Source organism: Westiellopsis prolifica IICB1, from assembly GCF_004323185.1.
Lineage (GTDB): Bacteria > Cyanobacteriota > Cyanobacteriia > Cyanobacteriales > Nostocaceae > Pelatocladus > Pelatocladus prolificus_A.
In genome coordinates, this window is the sequence record NZ_NAPS01000002.1 from 837692 (window position 1) to 854662 (window position 16971).

At 43.8% G+C, this 16971-nt stretch carries 27 protein-coding genes; 1 reads left to right on the top strand and 26 read right to left on the bottom strand.

What is annotated here, in order from left to right:
• Nucleotides 1-93: 93 nt before the first annotated feature.
• The 26 genes from rplQ to rplC form a co-directional block, all read right to left on the bottom strand.
• Complete coding sequence (rplQ, locus tag B4U84_RS17900) at nt 94-444, bottom strand: 50S ribosomal protein L17 (RefSeq protein WP_017310472.1); 351 nt, start codon at nt 442-444, stop codon at nt 94-96.
• A gap of 89 nt (nt 445-533) precedes the next feature.
• On the bottom strand, nt 534-1481 hold the full coding sequence (locus B4U84_RS17905) for a DNA-directed RNA polymerase subunit alpha (protein ID WP_017310473.1): 948 nt from the start codon (nt 1479-1481) through the stop codon (nt 534-536).
• Between the two features lie 312 nt (nt 1482-1793).
• The gene (gene rpsK / locus B4U84_RS17910) at nt 1794-2189 is read right to left on the bottom strand and encodes a 30S ribosomal protein S11 (protein ID WP_009455552.1); all 396 of its coding nucleotides are present in this window, start codon (nt 2187-2189) and stop codon (nt 1794-1796) included.
• Between the two features lie 54 nt (nt 2190-2243).
• Complete coding sequence (gene rpsM, locus B4U84_RS17915) at nt 2244-2624, bottom strand: 30S ribosomal protein S13 (RefSeq protein ID WP_017310474.1); 381 nt, start codon at nt 2622-2624, stop codon at nt 2244-2246.
• Between the two features lie 107 nt (nt 2625-2731).
• Complete coding sequence (gene rpmJ, locus B4U84_RS17920) at nt 2732-2845, bottom strand: 50S ribosomal protein L36 (protein ID WP_071524757.1); 114 nt, start codon at nt 2843-2845, stop codon at nt 2732-2734.
• Between the two features lie 115 nt (nt 2846-2960).
• Entirely contained in the window at nt 2961-3185 is a 225-nt protein-coding gene (gene infA, locus B4U84_RS17925; protein WP_006276978.1) for a translation initiation factor IF-1, read from the bottom strand.
• Between the two features lie 320 nt (nt 3186-3505).
• Entirely contained in the window at nt 3506-4060 is a 555-nt protein-coding gene (locus B4U84_RS17930; RefSeq protein WP_131119851.1) for an adenylate kinase, read from the bottom strand.
• Nucleotides 4060-5385, bottom strand: a complete 1326-nt coding sequence (secY, locus tag B4U84_RS17935) for a preprotein translocase subunit SecY (protein WP_017310476.1) — start codon at nt 5383-5385, stop codon at nt 4060-4062. Before secY ends, B4U84_RS17930 begins: the two co-directional genes overlap by 1 nt.
• A gap of 195 nt (nt 5386-5580) precedes the next feature.
• Entirely contained in the window at nt 5581-6024 is a 444-nt protein-coding gene (gene rplO, locus B4U84_RS17940) for a 50S ribosomal protein L15 (protein WP_131119853.1), read from the bottom strand.
• A 91-nt stretch (nt 6025-6115) separates the two neighbouring features.
• Nucleotides 6116-6640, bottom strand: coding sequence for a 30S ribosomal protein S5 (gene rpsE / locus B4U84_RS17945; protein WP_017310478.1), 525 nt, complete (start codon nt 6638-6640; stop codon nt 6116-6118).
• A 142-nt stretch (nt 6641-6782) separates the two neighbouring features.
• Nucleotides 6783-7145, bottom strand: coding sequence for a 50S ribosomal protein L18 (gene rplR / locus B4U84_RS17950; RefSeq protein WP_017310479.1), 363 nt, complete (start codon nt 7143-7145; stop codon nt 6783-6785).
• Between the two features lie 9 nt (nt 7146-7154).
• A complete protein-coding gene (gene rplF / locus B4U84_RS17955) occupies nt 7155-7703 on the bottom strand; it encodes a 50S ribosomal protein L6 (protein WP_131119855.1) in 549 nt (182 codons plus the stop codon).
• 93 nt (nt 7704-7796) lie between these two features.
• Nucleotides 7797-8198 carry a 30S ribosomal protein S8 gene (rpsH, locus tag B4U84_RS17960; RefSeq protein WP_017310481.1) on the bottom strand — a complete coding sequence of 134 codons (402 nt, stop codon included), beginning with the start codon at nt 8196-8198 and terminating at the stop codon, nt 7797-7799.
• Between the two features lie 21 nt (nt 8199-8219).
• The gene (gene rplE / locus B4U84_RS17965) at nt 8220-8765 is read right to left on the bottom strand and encodes a 50S ribosomal protein L5 (RefSeq protein ID WP_026081884.1); all 546 of its coding nucleotides are present in this window, start codon (nt 8763-8765) and stop codon (nt 8220-8222) included.
• Between the two features lie 188 nt (nt 8766-8953).
• Nucleotides 8954-9304 carry a 50S ribosomal protein L24 gene (rplX, locus tag B4U84_RS17970; RefSeq protein ID WP_017310483.1) on the bottom strand — a complete coding sequence of 117 codons (351 nt, stop codon included), beginning with the start codon at nt 9302-9304 and terminating at the stop codon, nt 8954-8956.
• Nucleotides 9304-9672, bottom strand: a complete 369-nt coding sequence (rplN, locus tag B4U84_RS17975) for a 50S ribosomal protein L14 (RefSeq protein ID WP_016859438.1) — start codon at nt 9670-9672, stop codon at nt 9304-9306. Before rplN ends, rplX begins: the two co-directional genes overlap by 1 nt.
• Before the next feature lie 101 nt (nt 9673-9773).
• Nucleotides 9774-10022, bottom strand: a complete 249-nt coding sequence (gene rpsQ / locus B4U84_RS17980; protein WP_131119857.1) for a 30S ribosomal protein S17 — start codon at nt 10020-10022, stop codon at nt 9774-9776.
• Nucleotides 10023-10028: 6 nt separating this feature from the next.
• A complete protein-coding gene (gene rpmC / locus B4U84_RS17985) occupies nt 10029-10256 on the bottom strand; it encodes a 50S ribosomal protein L29 (RefSeq protein WP_017310486.1) in 228 nt (75 codons plus the stop codon).
• A gap of 3 nt (nt 10257-10259) precedes the next feature.
• The gene (gene rplP / locus B4U84_RS17990) at nt 10260-10691 is read right to left on the bottom strand and encodes a 50S ribosomal protein L16 (RefSeq protein WP_026081885.1); all 432 of its coding nucleotides are present in this window, start codon (nt 10689-10691) and stop codon (nt 10260-10262) included.
• Nucleotides 10692-10799: 108 nt separating this feature from the next.
• A complete protein-coding gene (gene rpsC, locus B4U84_RS17995; RefSeq protein WP_017310488.1) occupies nt 10800-11552 on the bottom strand; it encodes a 30S ribosomal protein S3 in 753 nt (250 codons plus the stop codon).
• A 48-nt stretch (nt 11553-11600) separates the two neighbouring features.
• The gene (gene rplV, locus B4U84_RS18000; RefSeq protein WP_044449345.1) at nt 11601-11963 is read right to left on the bottom strand and encodes a 50S ribosomal protein L22; all 363 of its coding nucleotides are present in this window, start codon (nt 11961-11963) and stop codon (nt 11601-11603) included.
• A gap of 90 nt (nt 11964-12053) precedes the next feature.
• Nucleotides 12054-12329: a 30S ribosomal protein S19 gene (rpsS, locus tag B4U84_RS18005; RefSeq protein ID WP_017310490.1), complete on the bottom strand. Its 276-nt coding sequence runs from the start codon at nt 12327-12329 to the stop codon at nt 12054-12056.
• Nucleotides 12330-12359: 30 nt separating this feature from the next.
• Nucleotides 12360-13223, bottom strand: a complete 864-nt coding sequence (gene rplB / locus B4U84_RS18010; RefSeq protein WP_017310491.1) for a 50S ribosomal protein L2 — start codon at nt 13221-13223, stop codon at nt 12360-12362.
• A 205-nt stretch (nt 13224-13428) separates the two neighbouring features.
• Nucleotides 13429-13743 carry a 50S ribosomal protein L23 gene (locus B4U84_RS18015; RefSeq protein WP_017310492.1) on the bottom strand — a complete coding sequence of 105 codons (315 nt, stop codon included), beginning with the start codon at nt 13741-13743 and terminating at the stop codon, nt 13429-13431.
• Nucleotides 13736-14368 (bottom strand): 50S ribosomal protein L4, encoded by a 633-nt coding sequence (rplD, locus tag B4U84_RS18020; RefSeq protein ID WP_017310493.1) that lies wholly within the window; start codon nt 14366-14368, stop codon nt 13736-13738. Before rplD ends, B4U84_RS18015 begins: the two co-directional genes overlap by 8 nt.
• A gap of 93 nt (nt 14369-14461) precedes the next feature.
• Nucleotides 14462-15094 carry a 50S ribosomal protein L3 gene (gene rplC, locus B4U84_RS18025; RefSeq protein WP_017310494.1) on the bottom strand — a complete coding sequence of 211 codons (633 nt, stop codon included), beginning with the start codon at nt 15092-15094 and terminating at the stop codon, nt 14462-14464.
• 982 nt (nt 15095-16076) lie between these two features.
• On the opposite strand from rplC, the gene B4U84_RS18030 reads away from it, so the two are divergent.
• Nucleotides 16077-16553 carry an NAD(P)H-quinone oxidoreductase subunit N gene (locus B4U84_RS18030; protein WP_044449347.1) on the top strand — a complete coding sequence of 159 codons (477 nt, stop codon included), beginning with the start codon at nt 16077-16079 and terminating at the stop codon, nt 16551-16553.
• Nucleotides 16554-16971: the final 418 nt, after the last annotated feature.

The window sequence follows — 16971 nt, forward strand, 5'->3', positions numbered from 1 at the left end:
CTTTGTCCTTCGTTGGCTGTTCTCATCAATTATCAACGACTAACCGCCAACTACTAACTGCTCACTAATGACTAATGACCAATGACCAATAACTTAAACTAGTTCAATAATTGCCATCTCAGCATTATCACCACGACGAGGTATGGTATGCAGGATGCGGGTATAACCGCCCTGACGATTGCCGTAACGAGTGGGAGCTTGCTCGAACAGAGCATGAACTAGTTGTTTGTCGTAAATGTAGCCAAGGGCTTGACGGCGTGATGATAAGGAACCGTCTTTGGCTAAAGTGATCATTTTATCGACTTCGGATCTCAGCACCTTAGCTCGTTGTAGAGTCGTGGTGATTCGGCCATGACGAATTAGCTCAGTTGTGAGGGAGCGCAACAGGGCGCGGCGTTGATCAGCTGGTTTGTTGAGTTTTTTAACACGACAAAGATGACGCATAACTATGAACCATTTAAAGATAGTACTTACTAAGAAAGTTGTTAGTCCATAGTTTAGTCATTAACTAACTATTGACTGTTGACTATTGACTAACCGTGTTTAGAAGCCCTTTCAGTTGGTAAGGTAATGCCCAAACGTCGCTGTAGTGCTTCAACAACTTCTTCTGCTGACTTCTGACCAAAGTTTTTAATTTCTAATAGGTCTTCTTGGGTGTAATCCAACAAGTCCGCTACAGAGTTAACTTGAGCGCGCTTGAGACAGTTATAAGCTCTGACAGAAAGCTGTAACTCTTCAATTGGAATCTGAGCTGTAGGATCATCTGGGATATCAGAATCTGTATCTGTTTGCCTGATATCAATATCTTTTAAGGGATTGAATAACTCTACCAAGATTCCTGCTGCTGAGGAAAGGGCTTCTTGAGGGCTAAGACTGCCATTTGTCCAAACTTCTATCAGCAATCTATCTCTTGGCATTCCATTATCGCCACGAGTTTCTTCAACGCTGTAGTTAACTTTCCTGACCGGCATGAACACCGAGTCAATTTGGAGAAAGTCTAGAGATGTGGCTTCCTCACGACCTCGTTCTACGGTGCGATAGCCTTTACCTCTTTCGATCCGAAATTCCATTTCTAGCTTTCCTCCTTCTGCGAGGGTCGCTATATATTGAGTCGGATCGATAACTTCTACTTCACTCGGTAAATCAAAGTGTGCTGATGTGACTGTAGCCGGTCCTGTAACGAGCAAACGACCTATCTGAGGTTGAGAAGAATAACTTTTGAGGATTATTTCCTTCATTTTCATGAGGATTTCTAGTACATCCTCTCTCACACCGGGAACGGTGGCAAATTCGTGCGTTACTCCTGCAATACGTACTGCTGTCACAGCCGTACCTTCTAAATTTGACAACAATACCCGTCTGAGGGCGTTGCCAACGGTAGTTCCTTGACCCCGCTCTAGAGGTTCTAGGATAAATTTACTGTAGTGGCTCCGACTTTCCTCTGTACTGGACTCTATACATTCAATTTGAAACTGCGCCACGGAGTAGCCTCCCTTGCTTTCAGGTCTTACGAGTAGACAGACTATCTGCCTACAAATTTGGATTTTTGCCTTATGTTTGAGGTTAATTAAACTCAATACTTTAGTTAATTAAGTAGTAAGTTTAAATATCTACAAACTTTACAGGCGCTACTATTTCTAGGTTTTCCGAAGTTTAGTAGCCTTTCGTCACGACTAAGGCTTTTCAGACTTCGGACGGCCACTATACGTGTGAGGGAAACAGTTATCAGTTATCAGTTATCAGTTATCAGTTATCATTGACTGTTCACTGATTACCTTTACCACTCGTCGTATTTAAACTCGACGGCGTTTGGGAGGGCGGCAGCCATTGTGAGGAATTGGAGTAATATCCCGAATGAGCGTAATTTCGAGTCCTGCTCCTTGCAGTGCGCGGATTGCTGTTTCCCGACCTGCTCCTGGGCCGCTCACCATGACCTCAATTTGGCGCATTCCCTGATCTATAGCTCGACGTGCTGCACTTTCAGCAGCGGTTTGAGCTGCAAAGGGAGTTCCCTTTTTTGCTCCTTTAAAACCGCTAGAACCAGCACTCGCCCAAGAGATCACATCTCCGTTTTGATCAGTGATGGTGACAATGCTATTGTTGAAAGTAGATTGGATGTAAGCAACACCATTTGGTACGTTGCGTTTTTGCTTTTTGCTCCCGGTCTTTTTGCTTGGTTGTCGCGCCATATCGTTGTGATTGGATGAATGTAAAACTTGCCAGCAGCAAGCGTTGTCAAAATTTTATTTCCCTGGTGCTTTCTTCTTACCAGCGACTGTTTGTCGTCTACCCCGACGGGTACGGGCATTGGTTCGAGTTCTCTGTCCTCTTACCGGTAAGCCCATGCGATGACGACGCCCTCTGTATGTACCAATTTCAACTAAGCGCTTGATGTTCAGTGCTTCCCAGCGCCTCAAGTCACCTTCGACTTGATAGTTTTGTTCTACTTCTCCCCGTAGGGCTGCTACGTCAGCATCACTGAGATCTTTTACACGGGTGTCTGGATTTACACCTGTAGTCTTTAGAATCTCCTGCGATCGCGATAGACCAATTCCATAAATATAAGTCAGACCGATTTCAACACGCTTGTCGCGTGGTAGGTCTACTCCGGCAATACGTGCCACAACAATTGTCTCCCTAAATTTGCTTGCTAGTGATGTAAGTTAATGTATTGACGATGATTTTGTCGTTTCACTTCACCAAGTTTTAAGAGTCGTGCCTTAAATTCGCTCTAACCTTGGCGCTGCTTGTGCTTCGGATTGGAACAGATCACCATAACGCGACCCCGACGACGGATCACGCTACACTTGTCACACATTTTTTTGACGGAAGCTCTAACTTTCATGCTCTGCTAATTGACTCCAAATGTTAAATTATAGCATTTTTAGATAAATGTTCAGTTAAATGAGGTTTAGAAAACCAATTAATTTGAACATGTGGTATATTAACTCACATAATATCTATTTCTTCCGCAATCGATAAGTAATTCTACCCTTTGTCAAGTCGTAAGGAGTTAGCTCTACCTTGACGCGATCGCCAGGTAAAATTTTGATATAGTTACGGCGAATCTTGCCAGAGATATGAGCTAAGACATTAAAGCCATTGTCTAAATCGACACGAAACATAGCGTTCGGCAATGATTCTGTAACTGTACCTTCCATTTCAATTAGATCTTGCTTAGACAATTTATTTTTCCCTCAATTCAACACTTATTTATTCATTTACAGATATTTATAGTCTGCAAATGAACATATTTTTAGAAAAATATCAACAGTTTATTAATATATCTTATCTAAGATTTACGTCTATCTGCTTGGGTATCAGGGATCAGGGATTGGGGATCAGGGATTGGGGATCAGGGATTTGGGGCGAAGAGGCAACAGGGAGCGCTTAAGCTGGGGTTCCCTTTGGGGGTAAGGGGTATGAGCATTAGACATTGGTATTTACTCTTGGTGTGTCTTTGGATCCCCGATCCCCGATCCCCCCTAACTTTTTTTTGTTAATTTTAAGATGCTATGGCATTTTTGAGATGGGCAGTGACTTCTTCTAGGGACTGATTGCCGTTAACCGTAATCAGTTGGTGGCGATCGCCATAGTAGTCAATCAAGGGAGCAGTTTCAGATCGGTAGACTTCCAAACGACGGCGAATCACCTCTTCTGTGTCATCAGCACGCCCTCGTTGTAAGAGACGACCAACTACAATATCATCTGGCACATCTAGATTAACTACCTTTTCCCCTTGCTGTTCTAGTTTTTGCAGTAATTCTCCTAAAAAAGCTGCTTGCTTCACAGTCCGAGGAAAGCCGTCCAAAATCCAACCTGACTTGGTATCCGGTTTAAAGAGGCGTTCTTCAACCATTTCCTCTACAAGCTGATCAGGAACCAGTTCACCCCTATCCATATAACCTTGGGCTTTTATACCCAGAGGAGTTTGGTCTTTCAATGCTTGCCGCAAAATGTCACCTGTGGAAATATGGGGTATATCACAGTGATGAGCCAAAGTTTTAGCTTGAGTTCCTTTACCAGCACCCGGCGGTCCCAAGAAGATTAATCGCGTCACTATTGCTTCACCATTCCTTCATAGCGCTGAGAGATTACATAAGTTTGGACTTGTTTAGCTGTATCAATCGCAACACCCACTAGAATCAGCAGAGAGGTAGCACCCAATCCTCTAAAAGTCGGTACTCCTAAAGCTGTTTCTACAGCAGTGGGGATGATAGCAATCAAGCCTAAAAAGATAGCACCCAAAAAAGTCAGTCGATTCAAAACGCGCTCTATATACTCGCTAGTAGCTTTCCCCGGACGAATACCAGGAATACTAGAACCCATTTTTTTCAGGTTCTGTGCCACATCAACTGGGTTTACTATCAAAGAAGAATAGAAATAACTGAAAAAGACAATTGAAACTAGGTAAACAAGAGCGTATACCCAAGACTGAGAACCACCAGGGCTGAGATAGGTGTTGATGATATTTGCCAATTCGGGATTTTTGGTGAAATTGGCAACAAACAGTGGCAAACTCAAGATTGCAGCCGCAAAGATGATGGGCATAACTCCACCTTGATTCAGACGCAAGGGAAGATAGCTACGTTGTTCAGCAAAAATCCGCCGACCGACTTGACGACGAGCAGAAATAATGGGAATGCGGCGAATTGCTTCTTGAACAAACACAATCCCAACAATAGTGAAGAGAAAAACTAGGACTAATACAATTACTGGGCCTACTCTTTCCCGAACAATCTCTTGACCACTACCTTGAATATAAGCGATCGTATCGCTTAGAGATTTAGGCAGTGTTGCGACAATGTTGACAAAAATCAACAAAGATGCACCATTACCAACACCACGCTCTGTAATCACTTCTGATGCCCACATGACGAACATTGAACCAGCTACAAGAGCAACAGCTGTTTCAATTACGAAAATCGGGCTAAAGCTTAAAGCAAAAGGTCTTAACCAAAATGCTGCTAAGAACACACTTTGTAAAATTCCCCAACCCAAAGCTACATAGCGCGTAATTTGGGAAATTCTCCGCCTTCCTGCTTCTCCCTCATTTTTTTGTAAGTTTTCTAAATATGGAATCGCAGCAGTGAGCAATTGGATAATAATCGAAGCATTAATATAAGGCAAAATGCCCAAGGCAAATACTCCCAATGCTGAAAGACCGCCTCCGGAGAAGATATCCAAAAAGCTGAATATTTGATTATTACCATTAATTGCAGCGGCAAACTGCTGTCGATCAATTCCTGGTATAGGTATATGTATACCTAGACGAATCAAAATCAGAATACCGATTGTGACAAGCAGCCGACCTCTTAGCCCTGCTGCTTGTGCCATCTGCATAAAAGTTTCTTGAGCCGTTGGGGGTTTGTCTCGACTGATCATATAGCGCTACCTTTGAAGAATGAAGCATGAAGTCAGAAGTGTGAAGAATATCTAAGTGTGAAGCACGAAATTTGAAGTACTAAGTTTTTTATCCTTCATTCTTCATCCTACCCTGCACCGTCGGTGCGTAGATATGAAGTGGCTATAGAGTAGTGACTTGGTAAAAGTAGTTGCCTTAAAGGACGTCTACAGTCTTCATATCACCTCACAACTTCCGCCAGCTGCCTCAATTTTGCTACGAGCTGTACCTGTAAAAGCCGCCGCTTGTACTTTCAGCGGAACATTTAATTCCCCATTTCCCAAAATTTTCAATGGCCCCTTGGCAGCAGTAAGGATACCTGCTTCTTGTAAAGAGGTCAAAGTAACTTCTGTGTTAGCTGGAAGTGAGGCTAGCTTCTCTACATTAATCGTAGTGTAAACTTTACGGTTAATTAGGGGAAAGCCCTTGAGCTTGGGTATGCGACGGTACAATGGCTGTTGACCACCTTCAAAACCAGGTCTAGTACTGCTACCAGAGCGAGCTTTTTGACCCCGCATACCTTTACCGGCACTTGCACCTTGACCAGCAGAAACGCCTCTACCTAAACGGCGACCGCGTTTTTTAGAGCCTTTTTGGGGCCGAACATCGTTGAGTCTCATAAGCAATAAATTAAGCAAATTTTGTCATTTGTCATTTGTCATTTGTCGTTTGTCATTTTTTCAGAACAAAGGACTAGGGACAAATGACTTTTTAAATGTAAAGATTCTCCAGAGGAATACCCCTGTCTTCGGCTACTTCTGAGAAAGTGCGTAAAGCAGTGAGGGCATTTACGGCAGCTCTGGCATTATTCAGGGGATTGTTAGAACCAAGTTGTTTGGCTAAAACATTACGTACGCCTGCCAACTCTAGTACGGTACGAACCGCACCACCAGCAATTACACCAGTACCAGGAGCTGCTGGTCGCATCATTACTTTTGCACCGCCGCCAGCACCATCAACGGGATGGGGGATGGAATTGGATTTCGTAATAGGAATGTCAATCAGATGTTTTTTTCCATCGGCTACACCTTTTTTCACCGCACCAATTACATCTGAAGCTTTACCTACTCCGACACCAACTTGACCGCGTTCATTACCAACAACGACGATCGCGCGGAAGCTGAGTTTTTTACCACCTTTAACTACTTTACTAACCCGGCGGATCTGAATAACCCGTTCTTGCCAGTTAGTTTCTTCTTTTTTGACGCGGTTAGTTTTACGACGATTTGTTGCCATGCTCGATAGTCCTTAGTCATTTGTCATTTGCCATTTGTCATTTGTCATTTGTCATTTGTTGGTAGTTGTGTGCAGCAAGTAACCACGAATTACTAACTACTAACTACTCACCATTGACTAATGACCATTGACCAATGACAAATTAGAAATCTAACCCAGCTTCACGTGCTGCATCAGCGAGTGCTTTAATCCGGCCATGGTAAAGATTACCACCGCGATCAAAAACTACTTTGGTTATACCTTTTTCTAACGCTCGTGCTGCGAGCAGTTTGCCAACTTCAGTTGAAGCTTTAGCGTTTCCTCCAGAAGTTAATTTAGATTTGAGTTCTGGTTCTACGGTGGACGCTGCTACCAGAGTGTGATGCTGAGTATCATCTATCACCTGAGCGTAGATATGCTGATGTGAGCGAAATATAGCTAAACGTGGACGTTCTGGAGAACCGCTCACTTTTCCACGGATACGCCGATGGCGACGCTGTTTTGATTCTCTACGAGTAAGTTTCATGTTTACTTTTTACTTCTTACCACTCTTACCGGTCTTACCAGCTTTACGTCTAACTACTTCGCCAGCGTAGCGAATACCTTTACCTTTGTAAGGTTCTGGTGGACGAACAGCACGAATTTTTGCTGCTGTGTTACCTACGACTTCTTTGTCGTAACCACTGACAATGACGTTAGTATTATTTTCAACCGCAAATTGAACTCCCTCTGGTGGCACAATTTGTACTTGGTGACTGTAACCCATATTCATCACTAGGTTACGACCTTGTACTTGCGCCCGATAACCAACCCCTTGGATTTCCAAACGGCGTTCAAATCCTTTGGAAACTCCTTCAACCATATTGGAAACCAAGGTGCGGAATAAGCCATGTAACTGGCGAGAGACGCGTGACTCATCCCGGCGATTGACTGTGAGTATTTCCCCTTCTTGGGACAAAATCACATTAGCGGGAAGTTCGCGCGAAAGCTCACCTTTTGGACCTTTGACAACGACCTTGGTGTTATCAAATGTTACTTGTACTTTTGCGGGAACTGTAATTGGGCGTTTACCAATTCGAGACATAATTATTTATCCTTTGTCCTTTGTCCTTTGTCCTTTGTTATTTGTCCTTTGTCTTTAAATCATGACAAATGACAAATGACACTTGACCAATGACTACCAAACGTAGCAAAGTACTTCACCACCCAAGTTTTGACGCCGTGCTTCCCTGTCGGTCATGATGCCACTAGATGTAGAAATAATGGCAATACCAATGCCACCTAATACCCGTGGTAATTCTTTTTTATTGGAGTAAACGCGCAAACCTGGTTTACTAACCCGTTTAAGGGTGGTAATAATAGGTTGACGATTTTTACCTTTATATTTAAGTGAAATTACCAAGTTTCGTTTGATTCCTTCTCCGACATCTTCGTATTCACTGATGTAGCCTTCTTCTTGAAGTACTTTAGCGATACTACGGGTCATTTTTGTGGATGGCACTTGTGTAGTTTGATGCCGCGCTAAAGTGGCATTACGAATGCGCGTCAGCATGTCAGAAATAGTGTCGTTAGTCGCCATCGTCTCCTCGTTTAATTGAACTTATTGTTCCCGGAAGGGCATTCCCATTTCTTTTAATAAGGCACGACCTTCTTCATCAGTCTTAGCTGTGGTGATGATGGAAATATCCATCCCGCGAATTTGGTCAATGCTGTCGTACTCGACTTCTGGAAAAATCAACTGTTCTCTAACCCCAAGGGTATAGTTACCACGGCCATCGAAGCTTTTGGGACTGATACCACGAAAGTCGCGAATTCTAGGCAGAGTCAAGTTGATTAATCGGTCGAGAAAGGCATACATCCGTTCGCCTCTGAGAGTAACCATGATCCCAACGGGCATACCTTGACGGATTTTAAATCCTGCGATCGCTTTTTTTGCTCTTGTCACTACAGGTTTTTGCCCCGTGATCAAAGCAATTTCACTTAAAGACGCTTCCAGGGCTTTTGCATTTTGAGCTGCTTCTCCTAATCCCCGGTTGACAGTTACTTTCACCAATTTTGGTACTTGATGAACGTTGGTGTATCCAAACTGTTTGGTGAGATTGGAGACTATTGTTTCTTGGTATAAACTTTTAAGTCTTGTTGCCATAGTCTTTTGTTCTGGTTGTCCCTGGGCTTGGTCAGGGAATACTTTTGTCATTATGTCTTACCTTTCGGGTAGACACGGAGTGGCTACTTGTACGCCTGTCGCTAACGCGCCTACGAAAGATAGCCGCTAAAGCGTCTATGTCATTTGTCATTTGTTTGAACTCATGACCAATGACTAATGAGCAATAACTATTTATCAATAATTTCGCCTGTTTTCTTGAGCATCCGTACCTTCTTACCGTCATCGGTAAAGCTGTAGCAGATGCGACTGGCGACGTTCTGCTTAGTCGAGTAGAGCATGACGTTGGAACTGTGGATTGGGTATTCCTGGGTAACAATGCGCCCAGATTCACCTTCCGCTTGGGGTTTGACGTGCTTGGTTTTGATATTGACGCCTTTGACAACGACTTTGCTTTCTTGAGGTAAAGCTTTGATAATCTCGCCAACTTTGCCTTTGTCTTTTCCAGTAATTATCTGGACGGTATCCCCAGCTTTGACATGCATTTTATAGAACTTTGGCTTTTCTTTTTTGCTTGCCATTACAGCACCTCCGGAGCCAAAGAAACGATTTTAGTAAAGTTTTTATCACGCAGTTCGCGAGCAACGGGGCCAAAGACGCGAGTTCCTTTTGGGTTGCCGTCTTTGTTAATAATCACTGCGGCGTTGTCGTCAAAACGGATACTCATACCACTATCACGATTAATATTGTGGCGGGTACGAACAATCACTGCTTCTACGACATCTGATTTTTTGATAGCCATGTTTGGCTGGGCATCTTTAACAACAGCAATAATTCTATCGCCCACAAAACCGTAGCGACAGTTACCTGCTCCTAACACACGAATACACATGAGTTTACGAGCGCCGCTGTTGTCTGCAACATTAAGGTAACTTTGGGGTTGGATCACAATAATTCTCCTTGTGGTTGGTAATTGTAAATTGGTAATTGTAAGGTGGTAATTGCTAATCGCTTTTAACCCATTACCCATTACCTATTACCCATTACCCATTAAGTGTTTTTTGTAGTCAGAATTTCTGCGACTTGCCAGCGCTTGGTTTTGCTCAGGGGTCTAGTTTCTTGAATACGGACGCGATCGCCGATTTTACAGCGATTTTCTTCGTCATGAGCCTTATAACGGCGGGTATTGACCACAATTTTGCCGTACTTGGGATGAGGAGCGCGGTTTTCAATAGCGACTACAACTGTTTTTTGCATTTTGTCGCTTACTACCAAGCCAATTCGTTCTTTAACTGCCATAATCTCCTACTCTTGTTTTTCTGTGGCTTGACTGGCGGCCCGTTGGCGCTCTGATTCCACCGTTAGCAATTGGGCTAGGCGGTGTCGAGCATGTCGGAACTGGTGTGGTTTTTCTAGCTGTCTAGTTGCTTTTTGCAAGCGCAACTGAAATAACTGTTTTTTGACAGCAAGAATTTCCTCAGCCAGTTTTTCGTCACTTAATTCTCTTGCTTCCGAAATTTTGGGAAGAGGCATAACCTACTCCTGCTCCTGTGGCTCTATTTCAGAGCGTGAAATGAACTTAGTTTTAATTGGTAGCTTGTATGCAGCTAAACGCATTGCTTCGCGGGCGGTAGCTTCAGGTACACCAGCAATTTCAAACAAAATCCGTCCTGGCTTGACTACTGCTACCCAATATTCGGGAGAACCTTTACCGGAACCCATCCGTGTTTCCGCGGCTCGCATTGTTACAGGCTTGTCGGGGAAAATACGAATCCATATTTTCCCACCCCGACGGATGTAACGGGTCATGGCTCGACGAGATGCTTCGATTTGGCGAGCGGTGATCCAAGCGGGTTCTTGAGCTTGGAGAGCAAAATCACCAAAGTTCAGGGAACTGCCAGCAGTAGCTAGACCTTTCATGCGTCCGCGCTGCTGTTTGCGGAATTTCGTTCTTCTTGGACTTAACATGGTTTGTCATTTGTCATTGGTCGTTTGTCATTTGTCATTGGTCAAGACTCATTCACTAATGACTCTTGTACAGACGCGAGGAACATCGCGTCTACTAATGACTAATAACTATCCTTCGTTAGAGCGGTCTTCAAATTGCTGACGACGACGTTGTTGACGGCGACGTGGTTCACGCTCCCGTGTTGATGGTGGGGGAGGTGTTTCTTCTTGTCCAGGAATAATTTCTCCCTTGAAGATCCAGACTTTGATACCGAGAATTCCGTAGATGGTTTTTGCTGTGCAGTAAGAGTAGTCAATGTCAGCTCTTAGGGTATGTAGAGGAACTCGACCTTCGCGAGTCCACTCTGTGCGAGCAATTTCTGCACCGTTGAGACGACCACTAACTTGGACTTTGATACCTTGTACACCTGCACGTTGGGCGCGTTGAATTGCTTGACGTACAACCCGACGGAAGGAAACACGGCGTTCTAGCTGTTGAGCGATGTATTCAGCAATTAGGTAAGCATCAGCATCAACACGTTGTACTTCTACAACGTTGATGCGGATTTGACGATTGCTACCCAACAGTTCTTGAAGTCCGCTACGTAATGAATCAATACCTTGTCCACCGCGACCGACAACTACACCTGGGCGTGCTGTGCGTACTTCAAGATCAATTTGATCGGCTTTACGCTCAATCCGGACTTCGGAAATTCCTGCATTATTCTGAGCGTATCTACCCAGTTTTTCTTCAATGAAGTTACGAAGTTTGTGGTCTTCTTGTAAGAGTTCTGGATAGCGACTAGGGTCTGCAAACCAACGAGATTGATGCTCTTGGGTAATTCCTAGACGAAAACCAATTGGATGTATTTTCTGTCCCACAAATGCTTTCCTCTAAAATTTCTGGCTTTAAGCTGTCGGTGTCAGCACTTATTTTGCTGAGGCTCCAGGAGCAACAGCAACTGTAATATGACATGTTGGTTTGCGAATCTGGTACGCTCGACCTTGCGCCCTTGGTTGAAACCGTTTTAGTACTGGCCCTTGATCTGCATAGGCCTTAGTAATCACTAGATCAGCTCTGTCAAATCCTTCATTATGCTCTGCATTAGCAGCAGCGCTTCTGAGAACCTTTAATATTGGTTCACAAGCACGATAGGGCATAAATTCCAGAATGATCAGTGCTTCTCGATAAGACCGCCCACGAATTTGATCGAGTACGCGACGCACTTTATAAGGAGACATGCGTATGTAACGGGCGATCGCTTTTACTTCATTAGTAGTATCAACATCCATAGTTTTCTCCATTTGTCAATAGTCAATAGTCAATGGTCAATAGTCAATAGTCATGTTCTTTACTATGGACTATTGACTTTGGACTAATGACTACCTACCTGCTTTTTTATCTTTGGAATGACCTCTAAAAGTGCGTGTGGGAGCAAATTCGCCCAGCTTATGTCCCACCATTTGGTCGCTGATGAAAACGGGTACATGCTGCCGTCCGTTATGAACGGCGATGGTATGACCAACCATTTCTGGCAGAATTGTGGAAGCTCGTGACCAGGTTTTGATCACTTCTTTTCGATTGCTATCGTTAAGCTTTTCAATTTTGCTTAACAAATGATCTGCGACGAAAGGACCTTTTTTAAGAGAACGACCCATAATTCGATTTTGGATTTTGGATTTTGGATTTTATGATTCACGACCACCGCGTCCGCGTTTAGAAGATTTACGGCGACGACGTACAATCAATTTGCTACTTGGTTTTTTGGGTTTACGTGTCTTCAGACCCAATGCTGGTTTACCCCAAGGAGTAACAGGTCCAGAGCGACCGATGGGAGCGCGACCTTCACCACCACCATGTGGGTGATCAACTGGGTTCATGACGCTACCTCTAACATGGGGACGGCGGCCTTTCCAGCGATTTCTACCTGCTTTACCTGCACTCAAGTTTCTGGCATCTACGTTACCCACTTGCCCAATGGTGGCATAGCATTCCCGGCGGATCATGCGGACTTCTCCTGAAGGTAACTTCAGGGAGACATAATTACCTTCTTTGGCTACGACTTGGGCGGTTGCTCCAGCAGAGCGAACGATTTGACCACCTTTACCAGGAGTTAACTCAACGTTGTGAACAGTTGTACCCAAGGGAATATTTGACAAAGGTAGGGCGTTGCCATCTTCAATGGGAGCATTGACACCAGCAATGACTGTTGTGCCAACTTTTAAACCGTTGGGTTGGAGAATATAACGCTTTTCGCCGTCTTGATACTGCAAAAGCGCGATGCGGGCGTTACGGTTGGGATCGTATTCAATGGCGATGACTTCTGCGGGAATATCACGTTTATTACGTTTGAAGTCGATGATGCGGTAAAGCCGCTTGTGTCCGCCCCCCCGAAAGCGGCTGGTTATCCGCCCTTGGTTATTGCGACCTTTGGCACGATGTACAAATTTAGTTAAAGACTTTTCTGGCTCAGTTTTAGTAATTTCTGCAAAGTCGGAAATCGTGACCTGGCGAGTACTGGGGGTATAAGGGCGATAAGAACGAGTACCCATAATTTCAATTTTGGATTTTGGATTTTGCGAAAAGTTTGAGCGGAGGTTTCCTCCGATCAAAGCTTTTAAAGACGGATTTTGGATTTAGAATCTTTGATTTTGGATTTTAATTTCGGAATTTAATGAGTACCAGTTCAATTACAACAATCTTTGTCACCCACTAATAACCCTTAATCTAAAATCCAAAATCTAAAATCTAAAATTCTTAGACTTCAGGGAATAGAATTTGTCTGATCTTGTTCTCGTCCCCTGTCGCCACTGTGACAATGGCTCGCTTGTATTGGGGCTTGAAACCAATAAATCTTCCGACGCGACGCTTTTTGCGGGGACGATTACAGGTATTAACTTGTACGACTTTGACATCAAACAGACTTTCGATCGCTGCTTTGATTTCTGGTTTAGTCGCTTTGGGAGAGACTTCAAAAGTATACTTATTTTGCTCCATGAGTATGGTCGCCTTTTCAGTCACAATGGGGCGACGCACTAGATCAGGGAGTTTGCGGGGGTCGAAGTTAGGCACTGTAGACCTCCTGAATTTTTTCTAGGGCTGATGCGGTAAGGACGATTTTGTCTGCGTGGAGTAAATCGTAAACGTTGAGGTTATCAGCAGCGATGAGTTTGAGATTCTCAACGTTACGGGCTGACAAAATTACGTTGTCGCTTTTCTCGGACAATATCAACAGTGTCTTACTTTCTGGCTCGACACCCCAACGGGCGATCGCTGATACTAATTCTTTAGTCTTGGGACGCTGTAGCTGTTCGCTAAATTCTTCTACCACAATTAAGTCATCAACGCGACCAGCAAATGCTGTCCGCAGTGCCAACTTCCGCTCTTTGCGGTTCATCTTAATTTCATAGTCTCTGGGTTTGGGACCAAAGATGACACCGCCACCACGCCACAGTGGAGAACGAATAGATCCTGCACGCGCTCGACCAGTACCTTTTTGCCGCCAAGGTTTGCGACCACCACCTCTGACTTCAGAGCGGGTTTTGGCGCTAGCTGTCCCTTGACGAGCATTAGCCATTTGTCTAATCAAGGCTCTATGCACAACATGAGCCGCCGTTTTTTCTTTGGCAACTTGCAAGTCAAAGCTTTTTTGCCCGACTTGTTCTCCCTGCCAATTTTTGACTACACATTCAAACATTTTTCATGTCCTTTGTTTTCTGTCATTTGTCATTTGCTCAAAGTCAACATTTTCATCACTATTGACAATTGACCATTGACTATTGACTATTGACTAACCAACTACCTTGGCAGGCACAATATTTACCAAAGACCCAGGTTTCCCAGGAACAGCGCCCTTGATGAGCAATAAGTTGCGGTCTGAGTCTACTCGCACTACAGTGAGTTTCTTGATTGTGGTGCGGCTACCTCCTAAACGTCCTGGCGCCCGTTTACCTGGATAAACACGACCGGGGGTTGTACCAGCACCGGTAGAACCAGGCGCTCTATGGTTTTTGGAACCGTGCGACATCGGCCCACGAGCGAAGTTATTGCGTTTTTGGTTACCTGCAAAACCACGACCGATGCTTGTACCTATGACATCTACTTGTTGACCTGCGCTAAAAATATCTGCTTTAATCTCTTGACCCAGGGTATACTCACCAGAATTATCAATGCGATACTCATTTAAATGACGCACTGCTGGGGCTGAGGACTTCGCTAGATGACCTAACAATGGTTTATTCAGCGCTTTTGGCTTAACTTCGCCATAGCCTACTTGGATGGCGGAGTAACCGTCGGTCTGTTTTGTTTTAACTTGAGTCACTGTACATGGTCCCGCCTGAATGACTGTTACAGGAATAGCTACTCCTGCTTCGTCAAAAATTTGGGTCATGCCCAGTTTGGTGCCGAGAATACCTACAGACACAGTTACTGGCTCTCCTTTCTACTTTTTTCTTAGGAAATTGGATTCTTCAGAACACTTGTATGGAAGCTTTGTCAGCTACTTTCCGCTATTTGCGGCGCCTTATGAAGTCAGGAACGGCTTAGGTAATTGCGGTTCCAACTTACCCGGTCTTTCACCAAGTATCCTTACTATGATGTGAATCCGTTTGCTTTCACTTACATGGGATTAGAACTAGCAAAATACTTTCCTGAATAGAAAGTACATTGTTTGGGTTTAATACAAGGCTTTGCAGCTTTGTGCAACAATGCTTTTATCTCAGCAATTGCTCTGGCACTTTACTTGCTTGTAGCTGGACTTAGGCAGCAAGCTACCCAGTATCCTTGTAACTGAGACTTACGCCATGCTACAAACCAACATCACTGCTCAGTTTCTACCCCTCCAATTACCTTAAAATGAACTTTTAAGGTTTTGCCCGTGGTTTCGCTCTGTTGCAAGGGCGAATTTGTTCTACTGACTGGAATGAGTTTGAGTTTTTCACTCTACTCGTTTTTGTTGACCTGAAAGCTTTTATAGTTTACCAGTCTCTTGTCAATTGTAGCTAGCTAATTCTGTTTAGAACTTTGATTTTTAGCTTAAAATGCTAAATCATCGCTAGCAATAACAACGAAGGGGTATCCTAAGTTTGGTCACGATCTAAGATTATAGATAAAATATTGATTTTTGTCTATTGATATTTTCAATAGTAATCAGAAGTCAGAAGATGAAAAACCAAGCGATCGCCTAGCTAAACTCTTTTAAGCTTCAAAAATAGAGGTTGTGCAAAAGTTAGCGTTGGTCATTGGTCATTGGTCATTGGTCATTGGTCATTGGTCATTGGTCATTGGTAAAGGTTTCTGTTTCTTCCCGATGATTAACTTATCCTGTGCATAAGTTAATCGTTTTACTTAATTTGATGACTAAAAGTAAATAATAGAGATATCTAAGTCGGACAAGACGAAAACCTATGGCACTAATTACCACTGGTAACACTTTAATTCGTGATCTAGAAAAAAATGGCGCTCTTGGTGTCTACGCACCTCTAGAAGGAGGTTTTGAAGGTCGCTACAGACGCCGACTACGTGCAGCAGGCTATACAACTCTCAATATCACTGCGAGAGGACTAGGTGATTTAGCTGCTTATCTCACAGGTGTTCATGGAGTTCGACCTGCACATCTTGGTAAAAAAAGTACTGGTAGTGGAGCAGCAGTTGGTTATGTATACTATGTACCACCAATTGTTAACTATCAGCTAGAGCAGTTACCGCCAAAATCTAAAGGATTGGTATTGTGGATTATTGAAGGATATATCCTTTCTGATCAAGAAGTTGAGTACTTAGCGAACTTACCCAAGCTCGAACCACGAGTCAAAGTCGTCGTCGAAAGAGGTGGCGATCGCTCCTTCCGTTGGATACCTTTGGAAAAAACTCTGTTAGCTAGCTAGACGGGGGAGGGGAGCATCCCCATTTTTTCCAAATACCGCCAAGCAAAGGGTTTAAACCCTTTGCTAATAGCGCAAATCGTCTTTATACGACTTCATAAAATCAAACAGTCTGCTGAAGCAGACTTGAGCTATCAGACTGCGATTTCAATCACAGGCGTTTTTTTGAACATTTGGAATGCTCCCGCTAAACGCTCATGTGATAAAAGATATCCTCTGGGTTAGCCGAAATCATTTCTGAGTTAGCCGAAATCATTTCTGGGTTCGCCGAAATCATTTCTGGGTTCGCCGAAATCATTTCTGGGTTCGCCGAAATTATTTCTGGGTTCGCCGAAATCATTTCTGGGTTCGCCGAAATCATTTTTGGGTTCACCGAAATGATATGACTCCAAATACTGCTCGGTTAAGGATTTTTCGTCAT